This is a genomic window from Bacteroides luti, from assembly GCF_900128905.1.
Classification (GTDB): domain Bacteria; phylum Bacteroidota; class Bacteroidia; order Bacteroidales; family Bacteroidaceae; genus Bacteroides; species Bacteroides luti.
The window spans coordinates 208675-225467 of sequence record NZ_FQTV01000005.1 but is presented as its reverse complement, the minus strand read 5'-3'; the positions used below and the strand labels follow the sequence as shown (position 1 = coordinate 225467).

At 35.8% G+C, this 16793-nt stretch carries 13 protein-coding genes; 11 read left to right on the top strand and 2 right to left on the bottom strand.

All coding sequences use genetic code 11. From position 1 onward, the window contains the following. Positions 1–96: 96 nt before the first annotated feature. Positions 97–585 carry a helix-turn-helix domain-containing protein gene (locus BUC21_RS06560; RefSeq protein ID WP_073400439.1) on the bottom strand — a complete coding sequence of 163 codons (489 nt, stop codon included), beginning with the start codon at positions 583–585 and terminating at the stop codon, positions 97–99. Positions 586–1775: 1190 nt separating this feature from the next. Between BUC21_RS06560 and BUC21_RS06555 the strand changes: the two genes are divergently transcribed. The 8 genes from BUC21_RS06555 (at position 1776) to deoC (ending at position 10457) form a co-directional block, all read left to right on the top strand. Continuing rightward, the gene (locus BUC21_RS06555; RefSeq protein WP_073400437.1) at positions 1776–3008 is read left to right on the top strand and encodes a nucleoside recognition domain-containing protein; all 1233 of its coding nucleotides are present in this window, start codon (positions 1776–1778) and stop codon (positions 3006–3008) included. A 4-nt stretch (positions 3009–3012) separates the two neighbouring features. Continuing rightward, on the top strand, positions 3013–3429 hold the full coding sequence (ybeY, locus tag BUC21_RS06550) for an rRNA maturation RNase YbeY (RefSeq protein ID WP_073400435.1): 417 nt from the start codon (positions 3013–3015) through the stop codon (positions 3427–3429). A gap of 1008 nt (positions 3430–4437) precedes the next feature. Continuing rightward, positions 4438–6312 (top strand): tRNA uridine-5-carboxymethylaminomethyl(34) synthesis enzyme MnmG, encoded by a 1875-nt coding sequence (gene mnmG, locus BUC21_RS06545; protein WP_073400433.1) that lies wholly within the window; start codon positions 4438–4440, stop codon positions 6310–6312. A 58-nt stretch (positions 6313–6370) separates the two neighbouring features. After that, positions 6371–6895 carry an adenine phosphoribosyltransferase gene (locus BUC21_RS06540; RefSeq protein ID WP_073400431.1) on the top strand — a complete coding sequence of 175 codons (525 nt, stop codon included), beginning with the start codon at positions 6371–6373 and terminating at the stop codon, positions 6893–6895. 20 nt (positions 6896–6915) lie between these two features. Beyond that, entirely contained in the window at positions 6916–8727 is a 1812-nt protein-coding gene (gene uvrC, locus BUC21_RS06535; protein ID WP_073400419.1) for an excinuclease ABC subunit UvrC, read from the top strand. A gap of 50 nt (positions 8728–8777) precedes the next feature. Then, positions 8778–9230, top strand: coding sequence for a D-aminoacyl-tRNA deacylase (gene dtd / locus BUC21_RS06530; RefSeq protein ID WP_073400417.1), 453 nt, complete (start codon positions 8778–8780; stop codon positions 9228–9230). Next, positions 9230–9565, top strand: a complete 336-nt coding sequence (locus BUC21_RS06525) for a nucleotide pyrophosphohydrolase (RefSeq protein WP_073400415.1) — start codon at positions 9230–9232, stop codon at positions 9563–9565. The genes dtd and BUC21_RS06525 overlap by 1 nt, the downstream gene beginning before the upstream one ends. Next, positions 9555–10457 carry a deoxyribose-phosphate aldolase gene (gene deoC, locus BUC21_RS06520; protein ID WP_073400413.1) on the top strand — a complete coding sequence of 301 codons (903 nt, stop codon included), beginning with the start codon at positions 9555–9557 and terminating at the stop codon, positions 10455–10457. Before BUC21_RS06525 ends, deoC begins: the two co-directional genes overlap by 11 nt. A gap of 266 nt (positions 10458–10723) precedes the next feature. On the opposite strand, the gene BUC21_RS06515 is transcribed toward deoC, so the two are convergent. Beyond that, positions 10724–11698, bottom strand: a complete 975-nt coding sequence (locus BUC21_RS06515) for a polyprenyl synthetase family protein (RefSeq protein WP_073400411.1) — start codon at positions 11696–11698, stop codon at positions 10724–10726. A gap of 89 nt (positions 11699–11787) precedes the next feature. On the opposite strand from BUC21_RS06515, the gene polA reads away from it, so the two are divergent. The 3 genes from polA to BUC21_RS06500 all read left to right on the top strand — a co-directional run bounded on the left by polA (position 11788) and on the right by BUC21_RS06500 (position 16714). Beyond that, a complete protein-coding gene (gene polA / locus BUC21_RS06510; RefSeq protein WP_073400535.1) occupies positions 11788–14565 on the top strand; it encodes a DNA polymerase I in 2778 nt (925 codons plus the stop codon). A gap of 496 nt (positions 14566–15061) precedes the next feature. Then, positions 15062–15526 (top strand): pyridoxamine 5'-phosphate oxidase family protein, encoded by a 465-nt coding sequence (locus BUC21_RS06505; protein ID WP_073400409.1) that lies wholly within the window; start codon positions 15062–15064, stop codon positions 15524–15526. Positions 15527–15544: 18 nt separating this feature from the next. After that, positions 15545–16714 (top strand): dienelactone hydrolase family protein, encoded by a 1170-nt coding sequence (locus BUC21_RS06500; RefSeq protein WP_073400407.1) that lies wholly within the window; start codon positions 15545–15547, stop codon positions 16712–16714. The last annotated feature ends 79 nt before the right edge of the window (positions 16715–16793 follow it).

The following is a 16793-nucleotide window of genomic DNA, read 5'->3' as shown; positions in this document are numbered from 1 at the left end:
AATAACTCAAATATAGTCGGCATCCTAACCTGATGCGCACAACTAAAAACGTCATAATGCTCTTTCATAATAATTTATAAATTAGTTAATACAATATCAAATTTCATTATCTAACTCTTTATTTGTTTCATTTCTGTAGATTATCAACATTCTATATTGTACAGGAGAGATGCCGGTTATTTTTTTAAATGATGCATAAAACGCACTGACAGATGAAAATCCACATTTCTTTGCAATCTCTTTAATAGGAACAGACATTGGATTATTACCAAGGAGCTTCTTGCAATACTCTATTCTATATCTGTTTATTAGTGTTTTGAAATTGCATCCAAAATATTTATTAATCGAATTAGATAAGTAGGTAGTATTAGTCCCTACAACAGAACTAAGCTTTATTAGCGATAAAGAAGGATCTAAATAGATTTGTTTGGAATCCAAATTATAAAGCACTTCTTTATAAATATGCACTTCTTGATTTAAATTAATTATCGAAGGATCTAGACCATCAATAATATCGGTTTCCAAAGTTCCCTTTTCTTTTAACAAACCGAGTTGGGTTACAAACTGCTTAAATAGACTCTGCATATGTTTTTCTGTTTAATATGTTTAAAGTATAAAAGATCTAAATCCGTGGCTAATATATTAATCATTATAATATGATGTTACTCTAAAATAAATGAATATAAGTTTCAGGAATACAAATTTATGATTTAGGAATAATTCATTATAAAAAAGCATGCTTTTTACATTTTATTGATAATAAATCAAACTATTAAGTCAACAATCATATATATAATTAAGTTCTAAGAAAATTGATTTTTTTTAGTACTACGTTTTATAAACATCAAAAAATGTCAGTTAATGAATTATTAAAATAGCTTTTATAAGATTAAATACAATAGTCGTTAAATAAACATCTTAATTTTTGAAACAGGAAGAATGAAATTAAATATGAAAATTCCATTTTCATCAAATAACAAGCTATTTCAAATAACAATTTTATTGATTCATAAAATAAAAGAGCTATAAATACAAATTCAAAACGCATATATATATCTTATTATTAGATATTTAAATAACTCACAATGCATTTCAAAACAAACTAAAGACATGACCTTTACAAATAAAGAATTAAAGATTATGATTTTAATCAATACTTATTTCCACTAAATAAGTTCTATGATATTTTTATAAGTGTAAAGATACAATCCTTAATTAAATAAAAAAAAACAAAATAATTAGCTAAACATACTATACGGTAAAATAGACGTTTATACGGTATATTTTTATGTTTATTTAGCAAATCTTTCTTTGATAAAATGAATATTAATCTTGTTTTTTCATTTCATCTATAATATAATTGAAGATTTATTTTTCACGACATACAAAACACCGATATTAAAAAAAATAAAGATTAAAACAGATAATTATAAAGAAGGAATAGCGACCATATAGATAAAGGTTTTGCATGATCATAATGCATCATAGGATGTAATTATTGATTAAAAAACACACCTTATTAAATTTATTTAATAAGGTGAATTAAAAAATTAAACATATATAAAGTTAGCATACTAATGAAAATTTATCATCACTATCATTTTGTCTATTAATTAATATACAATCAAGGTTTGCACCTAGAAATATCAATATAGAACAATTACATATTATACTATCATAAATTTCCTGATTTCAAATCCGATAAAAAGCAATAATTACAGCAATAACTGAAAACATATTCTTATTTTTGCAAAATTCTATTAAAACAGACTTTTATGGTATTGAATTACATTTGGATTGCTTTCTTTGTCATTGCCTTTGTTGTTGCTTTGATAAGGTTAATATTTTGGGGAGATACTCAGGTGTTTAGTGAAATAATGAACTCCACTTTTAGTTCATCTAAAACCGCTTTCGAGATATCTTTAGGTTTAACCGGGATACTCTCACTCTGGTTAGGCATAATGAAGATTGGCGAAAATGGAGGATTAATCTCAGCATTTTCACGTTGGCTTAGCCCGGTACTCAGCAAGCTGTTTCCAGAGATTCCCAAAGGGCATCCGGTTATGGGGGCTATTTTTATGAATATTTCGGCCAATATGCTGGGACTTGACAATGCAGCAACCCCTCTAGGACTAAAAGCAATGAAAGAGCTGCAAGAATTAAACAAAGACAAGAAAGTTGCAAGCAATCCAATGATAATGTTCCTTGTTATCAATACCTCAGGACTAACATTGATCCCCATTAGCATAATGGTCTACAGAGCCCAATTAGGAGCTGCACAGCCAACAGATATTTTTGTCCCCATAATGATTTCTACATTTTGTGCCGCTATTGCAGGCATCATTGCGACCAGTCTTTTTCAAAAGATTAATTTATTCAATAAAGCAATATTCTTTTTCGTTGGAATAATCAGTGTACTCATTGGAGGGGTAATATGCCTGTTCAGCATGCTATCAAAAGAAGAAATTGGAACCTATTCTACTTTATTTGCTAATGTATTTCTATTCTCTATAATCTTGTGTTTTATAGCGTCAGGAATAAGAAAAAAAATAAATGTCTACGAAACATTTGTCGAAGGGGCAAAGGAAGGATTTTCCACAGCAGTAAGGATCATCCCGTATTTAGTAGCAATATTAGTTGGTGTAGCAGTATTCAGGGCATCAGGAACAATGGATTTAATCACAAAAGGGATTGAGTATATCGTTAAACTTAGCGGGTTAGATTCTAGCTTTGTTGGAGGGCTACCCACAGCTTTAATGAAGCCTTTAAGCGGAAGTGGTGCCAGAGGGTTAATGGTGGATGCGATGAAAACTTACGGTGCTGATTCATTCGTTGGTCGACTATCATGTATATTCCAGGGTTCAACAGATACTACATTCTACGTCCTGGCAGTCTATTTCGGCAGCGTGGGAATCAGAAAAACCCGCCATGCAGTTGCATGTGGCCTAATTGCCGATTTGGCAGGTGTAATTACAGCAATTTCAGTTTGTTATTTATTCTTTTATTAATATTATGGCTATAAGTTATCAGACAGACGGGATAAAAATGCCCGCTATAAAAAAGAGAGAAACTACTGCATGGATTAAAGCAGTGGCAAGTTCATACGAAAAAAAGGTTGGGGAAATAGCTTATATTTTTTGTTCTGACGAGAAAATCCTTGAAGTAAACAAAGAGTATCTGCAACACGATTATTATACTGATATAATCACATTCGACTATTGTGAAGACAATGTTATTTCTGGAGATATCTTTATCAGCCTTGATACAGTTAAAAGCAATTCAGAACAATTTAATACGTCTTATAATGATGAATTGCACCGAACTATAATACATGGCATTCTCCACCTATGCGGAATAAACGATAAGGGTGAAGGAGAACGTGAAATAATGGAGGCTGAAGAGAATAAAGCTTTAGCACTATTAAAATAGTTGTCAATGCTATTTTAATGAGTTTTTGTTCATTTCTTCCTCTCAGAAAAAATAAAATTACTAATAGATCTAGCAATCTTGCAGTAAGCACATAACTATCTTGTAATAAACATTAAAGAGCCGCTAGATCTCTAAAAAATGATCTAGCGGCGATCTAGCAATCTAGCACCTTGCCTCGTCCTGATTTTGGTAGACTGTGTTTATTAATCATCTGTGTATTGGTTGCCTATAATTATTTATACCAATCCTAATCCTGCCTTGCCTCGTCTTTATTTTAGTGGCTATTCATCACTTTTGCTGAAAGATATTATAACCTCTTATTCATGATGCTTTTTAGACTTGTTATCAGATTCAATAAATGGATTATCAAAAAGCAAGTAGAATCTTGATTGGGGAAGAATTTAAGGCGGTTTACTTTCACAAAAAAGCGACGAAGAACCATTTTGGTTGACTACGTTTATTAATAATCTTGGTATTGGTTGTCTGTAGTTATGCACATCAGCCCTTATTCTTTCTATCTCATCCTGATTTTTACTGTGTTCATTAATACACCTGGCATAGGTTATCTATCAATCCTAATCCTATTAAAGGACGAAACATGTATATTTTAGCAGTACAATTACAGATAATGTTACTCTAGATCCAGAATACAGTTATTTATTAATCTAAACCAACTTTTTATAAACCTGAGTTCACAGTAACATATAAGTGAGAACTATCTATTAATATCTATAATACTTAGTTCTAGATTAGCTACAAGAGAAATAGATCTTATTAATATTAGAAGTAGTAGATAAAACCGGTAACTATAAACTAACTACTATAGGAAGAAATGGCAAAAGAAAAGATGAAAATATAAGTTGTAGAAACAATGTACAGATATACAACGAAATCACAAATACAATACAAACAATAACCTCTTAAAGATTGATTCCAATTCTTTTCCATTCATTCACTAAACTTACTAACTATTTTTCGTAAATTTGCGGCGTAAAATAGAATAAATCAATGGATTTTAAGTACGATGTAATTGTTATCGGAGCAGGACATGCCGGTTGCGAAGCTGCAGCTGCGGCCGCAAATCTGGGATCAAAAACATGTCTTATTACGATGGACATGAATAAAATTGGCCAGATGAGCTGCAATCCTGCCGTTGGGGGTATTGCTAAAGGACAGATTGTTCGGGAAATCGATGCATTGGGTGGTTATATGGGATTAGTTACCGACAAGACTGCTATCCAGTTCCGCATGCTTAACCGATCAAAAGGGCCTGCAATGTGGAGCCCGCGTGCACAATGTGATAGAAACAAGTTTATATGGACATGGAGAGAGATTCTAGAAAATATACCGAATCTCAATATATGGCAGGATACTGTAAAGGAAATTATCGTTGAAAACGGAGAAATTGTAGGTTTAAGAACATATCTTGATGTTGAATTCCGTGCTAAATGCGTCGTTCTCACCGCAGGGACTTTCCTCAACGGATTAATGCATATTGGAAAAACAAAACTTCCGGGAGGAAGAATGGCTGAACCGGCATCTTATCTTTTGACCGAATCCATCGCAAGACATGGAGTTAAGTTCGGCAGAATGAAAACAGGTACTCCTGTACGTATTGACGGCCGGAGCGTAAACTATGATTTGATGGGAACTCAGGATGGAGAAAATGACTTCCACAAGTTTTCATATATGGATACTCCGACAAAACATCTCAAGCAACTACAATGCTGGACATGTTATACAAACGAGGAAGTACACCAGATACTTAGAAATGGATTAACAGATTCTCCCCTATTCAACGGACAAATTCAAAGTATTGGTCCACGATATTGCCCTAGCATAGAGACGAAGATTGTTACATTCCCAGATAAGGAACAACATCAACTATTTCTTGAACCGGAAGGAGAAACTACGAAGGAATTATATCTAAATGGGTTCTCTTCATCGCTTCCTTTGGATATTCAGATCAATGCCCTTAAAAAGATTCCTGCTTTCAAGGATTTGGTTATCTATCGCCCGGGATATGCAATTGAATACGATTACTTCGATCCAACTCAACTAAAGCATACGTTGGAATCGAAGATTATCGGAAATCTATTCTTTGCCGGACAAGTAAACGGAACCACTGGTTATGAAGAAGCTGGCGGACAAGGTATCATTGCCGGAATAAATGCCCATCAGAATTGCCATAATGGAGAAGAATTCATTTTGGGAAGAGATGAAGCATATATTGGCGTATTAATCGACGATTTGGTAACCAAAGGAGTTGATGAGCCTTATAGAATGTTTACTTCGCGCGCTGAATACAGAATATTACTTCGCCAGGATGATGCTGATATGCGATTGACTGAGAAATCTTATAATCTAGGATTGGCAAAAAGCGATCGAGACACTCTTTTAACCAAAAAAAGAGAAGAAGTGAAACGTATTACAGAGTTTGCACGCAATTATTCTGTAAAACCAGCTTATATAAATGATGCTCTCGAGAATCTTGGTACAACACCATTGAGACAAGGATGCAAACTGATAGATTTGATCAATCGCCCTCAAATTACTCTTGAGAATATTTCAGAATCTATTCCTGCATTTAAAGAGGAGCTTGATAAAGTTGAAGAGAGAACAGAAGAAATAAAAGAAGCTGCTGAGATTTTGATCAAGTATGAGGGATACATTAATCGTGAAAGATTAATTGCCGACAAGATCGAGCGATTGGAGACAATCAAGATAAAAGGAAAGTTTGATTATGATTCCATAAATTCTCTTTCCACCGAAGCTAGACAAAAGCTTATCAAAATAGACCCCGAAACGATTGCTCAGGCAAGCAGAATTCCAGGAATTTCCCCGAGCGATATCAACGTGCTGCTGGTGCTTTTAAGGAAGTAATAGAGGCCCGTTTCACGTGAAACAATTAAATTAACAAGAAACAACTAAAATACTGGCTATGAACAGAGAAAAGCTTATTAAGAGCATTAGAAATGTACCCGATTTCCCAATACCTGGGATTCAGTTTAAAGACGAAACGACTTTGTTTAAAGACCCTGATTGTTTGAAAGAACTTTCAGACGAATTGTACGAGATGTACAAAGACAAAGGAATCACAAAAGTTGCCGGCATAGAATCAAGAGGTTTTATTATGGGACCTATTTTAGCGGCCAGACTTGGAGCTGGATTTGTACCAATCCGCAAACCTGGAAAATTACCAGCTGCTACTGTAGAAGAGAGTTACAATAAAGAATACGGAACTGATACTATCCAAGTGCACAAAGATGCAATTTGCGAAGATGATGTAGTTTTATTGCACGACGACCTTTTGGCTACAGGAGGAACGATGAAAGCTGCCATAAAATTAATGAAGAGATTTAATCCAAAGGACGTATACGTTAATTTCATTATTGAATTAAAGGACCTCAATGGAAGAGCTATTTTCTCAGAAGAAGATAAAATAGAAGCTGTACTTGAACTCTGATAAAACCAAAGTATAACATAATGGAGCCTCAGGAATTAAATACATCAGATTATTTAAAAGGAATTGTATCCAATCTCCCTGAAAAGCCTGGAATTTACCAATATTTAAATTCTGAAGGCACCATTATTTATGTTGGAAAGGCCAAAAACCTAAAAAGAAGGGTTTATTCTTACTTTAGTAAAGAGCATGAACCTGGAAAAACCCGAATACTTGTCAGCAAAATAGTTGATATCCGCTACATCGTAGTAAATACAGAAGAAGATGCATTGCTGCTGGAGAATAATCTTATCAAGAAATACAAGCCCAGATACAATGTTCTTCTGAAAGACGATAAAACATATCCGTCTATTTGCGTAAGCAATGAATATTTCCCCAGAGTATACAAAACAAGAAGAGTCGTCCGTGATGGTTCTACTTATTATGGTCCTTACAGCCATTTACCTTCAATGTATGCGCTTTTAGACCTCGTAAAGCACTTATATCCCATCAGAACTTGCCATTTAAACCTCACGCCTGAAAACATTCGTGCAGGTAAATTCAAAGTTTGCCTGGAATATCACATTAAAAACTGTGCAGGACCTTGCGTTGGTTTAATGGCTCACGACGAATATCTGAAGAATATTGCAGAGGTTAAAGAGATTCTAAAAGGAAATACTCAGGAGATAAGCAAGGCTTTATTCAATAAAATGCAGGAATTAGCTTCTGAACTTAAGTTTGAAGAGGCGCATAAAATAAAAGAGAAGTATGAATTAATAGAGAATTACCGCGCTAAATCGGAAGTTGTTAGTTCTATTCTTCATAATATCGACGTATTCTCTATTGCAGACGACGATAAATCGGCCTTTATTAATTACCTGCACATTACAAACGGAAGCATTAATCAGGCATTTACTTTCGAGTATAAAAAGCGCTTGAATGAAACAACTGAAGAACTTTTATCTCTTGGCATTATTGAAATGCGTGAAAGATACAAAAGTCTCTCGAAAGAAATTATCGTTCCTTTTGAAATGGATATAGAACTTAACGGTGTAACATTTACCGTTCCACAACGAGGAGACAAGAAGAAGCTGCTGGAGCTGTCACAGATGAACGTTAAGCAATACAAAGTAGACCGATTAAAACAGGCTGAAAAACTTAATCCGGAGCAGCGAAGCATCAGGATTATGAAAAAAATGCAGAGCGATTTCCACATGAAAGAGCTTCCAATGCACATAGAATGCTTCGATAACTCTAATATTCAGGGCGCATATCCGGTTGCATCGTGCGTTGTTTTCAAAAAAGCCAAGCCTTCAAAGAAAGATTATCGCCATTTCAACATAAAAACCGTAGAAGGACCTAACGACTTCGCTTCAATGGAGGAGATTGTTTACAGGCGATATAAGCGATTATTGGACGAAGAGCAGCCATTGCCTCAGTTAGTCATCGTAGACGGTGGTAAAGGGCAGCTAAGCTCGGCACAGAAGATATTCACCGAACTTAATCTAACCGGACGTGTTACGCTGATTGGTATAGCCAAGAAACTGGAAGAAATATTCTTTCCGGGCGATCCCTACCCTCTTTATCTCGATAAGAACTCAGAAAGCCTGAAAGTAATTCAGCATTTACGTGATGAAGCTCACCGTTTTGGTATTACTTTCCACCGAAATAAACGCAGTAAAGGGCAAACTAAATCGGCTTTGGACGAATTAAAAGGCATTGGAGAAAAGACCAAAACTGCACTTCTAAAGGAATTCAAGAGCGTAAAACGCATCCAGGAGGCATCACTTGAAGAAGTTTCTGCCATCGTTGGCGAAGCTAAAGCCAAAATTATACACGATAACCTACGCAAATAAAGTTAGAATTACTAACTTTGTCTTTTGCGACAAACAAGAAATTTTATAAAATGAGAGCTGTAATACAACGCGTAAGTCATGCGTCTGTTACAATCAACGGCAACTGCAAATCTGCCATAAAGGAAGGATTGCTTGTATTGGTTGGTATTGAGGAAGCAGACGGGCGGGAAGACATAGAATGGCTATGTAAAAAGATAGTAAATCTGAGGATTTTTGACGATGAAAATGGAGTGATGAACAAGTCTGTGCTAGATGCTGATGGAGAAATTCTTGTAATAAGCCAATTTACGCTTCATGCATCGACTAAAAAAGGGAATCGCCCTTCATACATTAAGGCGGCAAAACACGAGGTTTCTGTGCCTCTTTACGAGACTTTCTGCAATGAATTAAGCATCTCTCTGGGAAAGCAGGTAGGAACCGGCGAGTTTGGCGCAGATATGAAAGTTGAATTGCTTAACAACGGTCCGGTAACCATTTGCATGGACACTAAAAACAAGGAATAATGACACTCGAAGAAGCACAAAAAGAGGTTGATAACTGGATCAAAACATACGGAGTGCGTTACTTCAGCGAGCTCACAAATATGGCCGTTCTTACCGAAGAAGTGGGCGAATTGGCTAGAGTAATGGCTCGAAAATACGGAGATCAGTCATTCAAAGAGGGCGAAGAATGCAATCTTGCCGATGAAATGACGGACGTACTTTGGGTACTTATCTGTCTGGCAAACCAGACCGGAGTAGACCTTACTGAGGCATTTAAAAGAAACCTCGAAAAGAAGACAAAAAGAGATAACGAAAGACATATAAACAATCCTAAACTGACAAGTAATGGAATATAAAGAAGAAGAAAAAAGTAAGTATGAAGTTGTGCTAAACAAGTATAACACTGATCTTAGCGATAAGGATATCCAGGCTAAAGTAGCAGCAATTATAGAAAAAAAAGTGCCCGAAAACGACACTGTTGAAGTTAAAAAACTCCTTTTCCATTGCCTGGATTTGACAACACTCAGCACTAATGATAGTGAAGAAAGCGTGATGAAATTCACAGAAAAAGTGAATCAGTTTGATGAAGAATTCGGAGAAATGGACAATGTTGCCGCCATCTGTGTTTACCCCAATATGGCAGAAGTTGTACACGATACATTAGAAACAGACAAGGTTCAGATTGCTGCCGTAAGCGGAGGATTCCCATCATCTCAAACCTTTATCGAGGTTAAGATTGCAGAGACTGCAATGGCCATTATGGGTGGTGCTAACGAGATTGATATTGTAATATCAGTTGGCAAATTCCTAAGTGGTGATTATGAAACCATGTGCGATGAAATACAGGAAATTAAAGATACTTGCAAGGATAATAAGCTCAAAGTAATCCTCGAAACCGGGGCTCTTGAAAGCGCTTCGAACATCAAAAAAGCCTCTATCCTATCCATGTATTCAGGTGCCGATTTTATTAAGACATCAACCGGCAAACAACAACCGGCAGCAACACCAGAAGCAGCTTATGTAATGTGTGAAGCTATAAAGGAATACTACGAAGAAACAGGAAATAAAGTCGGTTTTAAGCCCGCTGGAGGTCTTAACACCGTAAAAGACGCACTTATTTATTACTCGATAGTAAAAGAAGTTCTAGGCCATGAATGGCTAAATAACAAGCTATTCCGTTTAGGTACCAGTCGTCTTGCAAATCTGTTATTATCTGATATCAAAGGAAAAGAAATCAAATTCTTCTAGATTTTTATAGAAGCTATTATATAGCCGAAGATTAATAAACAGCAAAAAAGAAATCCCCTGTATCTCCTCAAATAAAGGAGGAATGCAGGGGATTTTATATATATGATTAAATAAATTCTTCTAGGATATTAAGGCAATTATTGGTTATATTTCAGAGAAAAGATCTACACCTTTTAGCAAAAGTATCTACACTATTAGAAAATAAACTCTACACTATTTTCGAAATTAATAAGAAAACAAAGTGTTATCAGAAAGAGAGTTTAGCACTATTTTGTTCGATCAACCACATAATCCAAATAAGAAGTAAGCGAAGACTTGACCTCACTTTCAGGAAAAGATTCAATCAACCGAAGAGCCTTAGCATGATAATCCATCATAACTTTAGTAGCATATTCAATTCCACCGTTATTCTTTACATAATCAATCATTTCTTTTATGTCAGAATCAGAAGCTGATCCTGATTTAATCTTAACAGCCAATGCCTTTATCTCAGCATGGTTACTATTATTAATCGCATAAATAGCAGGAAGAGTTAATTTGCCTTCTCGCATATCGTTACCGGTTGGCTTTCCTACCTCCCTGTCATCGTAATAATCGAATATATCATCCTTTATTTGAAAGCAAATGCCGATGTATTCGCCAAATAACCTTGCATTTTCTACCTCTTTGGCATCTATACTCGAAGATAAAGCAGCTGTTTTGGTGCAGGCAGAAAACAAAGCAGCGGTTTTTTTACGGATAATATCAAAGTAAACTGTTTCGGAAATTTCAATATTGCTGACATTTGAAAGCTGAAGAAGCTCGCCCTCAGACAGATCCTGACCGAGTTGAGAAACGACTTTAATTATCTCAATATTAGAAGAAAAAGCAGCCTGATAAAGACAAGTTGCCAACAAATAATCGCCAACTAAAATAGATATCTTGTTATTATATACCGCATTTACAGAAGCCTGCCCCCTACGCTCAGAACTTTCATCAACAACATCATCATGCACCAAACTGGCTGTGTGAAGTAATTCCAAAGATACTGCAGCATGAAGTGTAGACAAAGTTACTTTTCCCAATAACCGGGCAATAAGAAGAACCAAAATAGGACGCATCATCTTTCCTCCCCTTTGTTTAATATGAGAAAGAACCTCTTGCAACAAAGGGTTTGAGTTATCCAATGAACTATTAAAGAGCTCTTTAAACTGCTCCAGATCTGATATAATAGGAGACTTAATCTGAGATAATCTGTCCATAAAACATACGATTTAGCTACAAAAGTAATAATAAAACAATTAATATGGTATTTTTTAGTACTTTTACCAAAGAAAAATTCGAAAAGATTATGAATCAAACAGATAAATTGTTCCTTTTAGATGCTTATGCACTCATTTACAGAGCATACTATGCATTTATTAAGAGCCCAAGAATTAACTCAAAAGGATTTAACACATCAGCAATTCTAGGTTTTGTAAATACACTACAGGAACTTATAAATAAAGAAAATCCTACACATATTGGGGTTGCATTCGACCCTTCCGGACCAACTTTCAGACATGAAGCTTTTGAACAATATAAAGCTCATCGTGAAGAAACACCCGAGGCTATCCGTTTGGCAGTTCCAATAATCAAAGACATTATAAGAGCATATAGAATTCCAATTCTTGAAGTTTCAGGTTTTGAAGCCGACGATGTAATCGGGACTCTTGCTACCGAAGCCGGGAAAAAAGGAATCACAACTTACATGATGACTCCCGACAAAGATTATGGTCAGTTGGTAAGTGAGAATGTTTTTATGTATCGCCCCAAATATGGAGATAAAGAATTTGAAGTTCTTGGAGTGGAAGAGGTAAAATCAAAATATGAAATCTCCTCTCCTACTCAAGTCATAGACTTACTTGGTTTGATGGGTGACTCTTCGGACAACATTCCGGGATGTCCGGGAGTTGGAGAAAAAACTGCTCAAAAGTTAATCGCCCAATTTGGGAGCATCGAAAATATGCTTGAAAATACTGATCAGTTAAAAGGCGCATTGAAAACAAAAGTTGAGACCAACAAAGAGATGATCACCTTCTCTAAATTTTTGGCAACTATCAAAATCGATGTTCCTATTGAATTGAAAATGGACGAACTTGTTCGTGAAGAACCAAACGAAGATGAACTGAGAAAAATTTTCGAGGAACTGGAATTCCGAACACTGATTGACAGAATTTTCAAAAAAGAGAAAAAACAAGTAAATGAGGCTCCTCAGCAAGGCGATCTCTTTGGATTTTTCACGCCCGTTGGGCAAGTTGAAGAAAAATATTCAAATCTCACGAGCTTAGAAGAGTTGAATTACGACTATCAACTTATTGATAATGAAGAGAAAAGAGCTAATTTTATACAAAACATACTTACATTTGATATCGTTAGTCTAGATACAGAAACAACCGGAACCGATCCAATCTCGGCAGAATTGGTGGGAATGAGCTTTAGCGTTGCCGAAAATCAGGCTTACTATATACCAGTGCCTCCAAAAAGAGAAGAAGCGCAAAAAATTGTTAATGAGCTTCGCCCGGTCTTCGAAAATGAAAATTCTGTCAAAGTTGGTCAGAACATGAAGTACGATATGCTTGTTCTCCAAAATTATGGAGTTGAAGTAAAAGGGAAACTTTTCGATACAATGGTAGCACATTACGTTCTTCAACCAGAACTTAGACATGGAATGGATTACCTTGCCGAAATTTATCTCAATTACAAAACAATTCACATTGATGAGCTAATCGGACCAAAAGGGAAAAATCAAAAAAACATGAGAGACCTCCCTCCCGAACAAGTTTACAAGTATGCTTGCGAAGATGCAGATGTGACTTTGAAATTAAAAAATAAACTTGAGAAAGAATTAAAGGAAAACGACATTGAAGATTTGTTCTATAATATCGAAATGCCGCTCGTTCCGGTTTTGGCATACATTGAAAGAAATGGAATGAAGTTAGATTTGGATGCTCTCAAGCAAACATCCGAAGATTTTACTACCAGGATGGGCAATATAGAAAATGAAATATACTCATTAGCCGGCATGGAGTTTAATATTAGTTCGCCCAAACAAGTTGGAGAAGTACTTTTCGAAAAACTGAAAGTTGTAGAAAAAGCTAAGAAAACTAAAACGGGACAATATTCTACCTCGGAAGATGTACTTGAAAGCCTACGAAGCAAACACCCGGTTGTTGAAAAAATTCTAGACTATCGCGGATTAAAAAAACTATTAAGTACCTATGTTGATTCGCTTCCTCAGTTGATTGATCCTACAACAGGAAAAATACATACATCTTTCAACCAGACTGTAACTGCAACAGGCCGATTAAGTTCCAGTAACCCAAACCTTCAAAACATCCCGGTTCGTGATGAAGATGGTAAAGAGATTCGAAGAGCATTTATTCCGGATGATAATTGCCTCTTCTTTTCTGCCGACTATTCTCAGATTGAATTGAGAATTATGGCACATCTCAGTGAGGACAAAAACATGATAGATGCTTTCCTTTCCGGTTATGATATTCATGCTGCAACAGCTGCAAAGATCTATAAAATAGACATTTCTGAGGTTTCAAAGGATATGCGCCGTAAGGCAAAAACAGCAAACTTCGGTATTATTTACGGAATCTCAGTCTTCGGATTAGCAGAAAGAATGGGGGTTGACAGAAAGGAAGCCAAAGAACTTATCGATGGATATTTCGAGACTTATCCAAGCGTGAAGGAATATATGGATAAGAGTATTAAGGTTGCAAAGAAGAACGGTTATGTTGAAACTATATTCAATCGCAAGCGATACCTTCCGGACATAAATTCACACAATGCAGTTGTTCGTGGATATGCCGAAAGAAATGCAATCAATGCTCCAATTCAGGGAAGTGCTGCAGATATAATCAAGGTTGCAATGATCAATATTTATAACCGTTTCAAGAAAGAAAATGTACAGGCCAAGATGATTCTTCAGGTACATGATGAATTGAACTTCAGTGTTCCTGCAAACGAGAAAGAACTTGTGGAACAAATCGTTATTGAAGAGATGGAAAGAGCCTACAAGATGCACGTTCCTTTGAAAGCCGACTGCGGTTGGGGCAATAACTGGCTCGAAGCGCACTGATAAATCTGTTATAAATTCAGATAAAAGTTAAAACATAAAAATCTGATATAAAAGGTCTATAGTTTTGTTATTCCCAAATGCTGCAAAGCAAATTGGGAATAACATATAAACTGCTAAAAGAAGATTGTTTTAAAAGCAAAGATATAATGGCTTTTAAAAGCTTAACAGTTTTCATCTGGTAAAAGAACATTGTCTTAAAACAAAAGGATGGAATAATAATTAATGAACTAAGTTCAGTAATTAATAAAAATAAAAACAACAAAAAAGATAGAGAAAAAGTAATTTACTAATGGTTAAATAGCTAGTTATCTTTAATTTAGAATATTATTTTTTTAAAATAAATATCTTTTTTCATAATAATCATGTTTAATTTATTGATCTCTTTTCTATGTATAAGTAGAGACTTTAATAGATTAAACAAGACTGTTGGATTACTGATCTATTTTAAAATTCAGAACGATAAGATAGTTTGTTTCACCTTAAAACCTATTAAATTATGGAACTAGCAGAAAAACTGAAAGAAGTACTTGGAATTATAGAATCTTTAGAGACTGTTTACCTGTCTACAATTGATCAGAATGGATATCCATCGACTCGCGCCATGCTGAATTTGAGGAACAAAAAGCAGTACCCTCACCTTGTTCCGATGTATGCAAAAGAATCAAATGAATTTACTATCTATCTCACCACCAATACTTCTTCAGCAAAGATTAAGGAGATTGAGAATAACAGCAAGGCTGCCCTTTACTTCTGTAAACCGGAGTCCTTTACAGGAATCATGTTTCAAGGAAATATTCAGGTTGTTACAAGCAAGGATTTCAAGCATAATGCATGGATGAAGGGATGGGAACTCTATTATCCCGGAGGTGTCGAATCAGAAGATTTTGCCATGCTCAGGTTTGTACCTTTCAACTTTAAAACTTATTCAGACTTTCAGGTTCAGACTGAAAAGATAGACTAAAATAGTACTAAATTTAATATGAAAAATTTACTTATTACACTTTGCTTATTCTCGCTTTTCAGTTTGCCGATATCAGCACAACAGGCTCAATCACAAGAGTATCTGCCTTATGGAGTAGAAAAGAATATGCCTGTTTCTTATCAAAAGATGAAAGAGACACTAACCTACCCTATGGCTTGGGGAAACTCTCCTATAAAAGATTTTAATAAGTGGAAAAAGGCTGCCCGTAATGTACTTTTTTCTTGCTTGAATCCTGCCCCTCCAACTGCGCCTTTCGATATGAAAGTGCTTGAGAAAGAGCAAAGAAATGGATACGAAGCACGAAAGATTGTACTGAATATATCGAAGTTCGACCGCATTCCTGCCTATTTACTGGTTCCCAATAAAGGAAAAGGTCCCTTCCCTGCCGTTGTGATGTTGCACGATCACGGTGCGAAATTCTCCATTGGTAAGGAAAAGATGGTAAGACCATTCGGCGTTTCGCCCGAAGTTCTGGCCGATGCTGATAAATGGGCGGTTCAATGTTACGATAGTGTCTATGTAGGCGACTATTTTGCGGCTCATGGCTACGTAGTTCTATCCATTGATGCACTGTTTTGGGGCGAAAGAGGACGAAAAGAAGGTGTGAATTATGAAACCCAACAAGCACTTGCCTGCAACTTGATGCAGATGGGATATAACTGGTGTGGCGTTATTACGTTCGACGATATCAGAAGCGTTGATTTTCTTGCCTCATTGCCCGAGGTAGATGCCAATAGAATTGGCACACTTGGTTTCTCAATGGGCGCTCACCGTGCCTGGATGCTTTCCGCGGCAACAGATAAAGTGAAAGCAGGAGCCGCCATTTGCTGGATGAACACCACCGATTCCTTGATGTCATTAACTAATAACCAGAATAAAGGCGGAAGTGCCTGGTCGATGCTTGTGCCGGGAATTCGAAACTATATGGACTACCCCGATGTAGCAGCTCTGGCTTGTCCTAAGCCTATGCTCTTCTTTAATGGGCTCCGCGACAAGTTATTTCCTGTAAATGGTGTAAAAGATGCTTATAAAAGCCTGCATTCCACGTGGAACAGCCAGAAGGCAGATAATAAACTTGTAACTAAATTATGGGATGGTCCTCACTTCTTTAGCAAAGATATGCAAAAAGAAACGCTGGACTTCTTCGATAAATTTCTGAAAAAATAGAAATTTAAAAATATTTATAGATAAAGCTTTCAAAGAAAACTAATTAAATTAAAAAACTTCAGGTGCATAAACCGGTAAA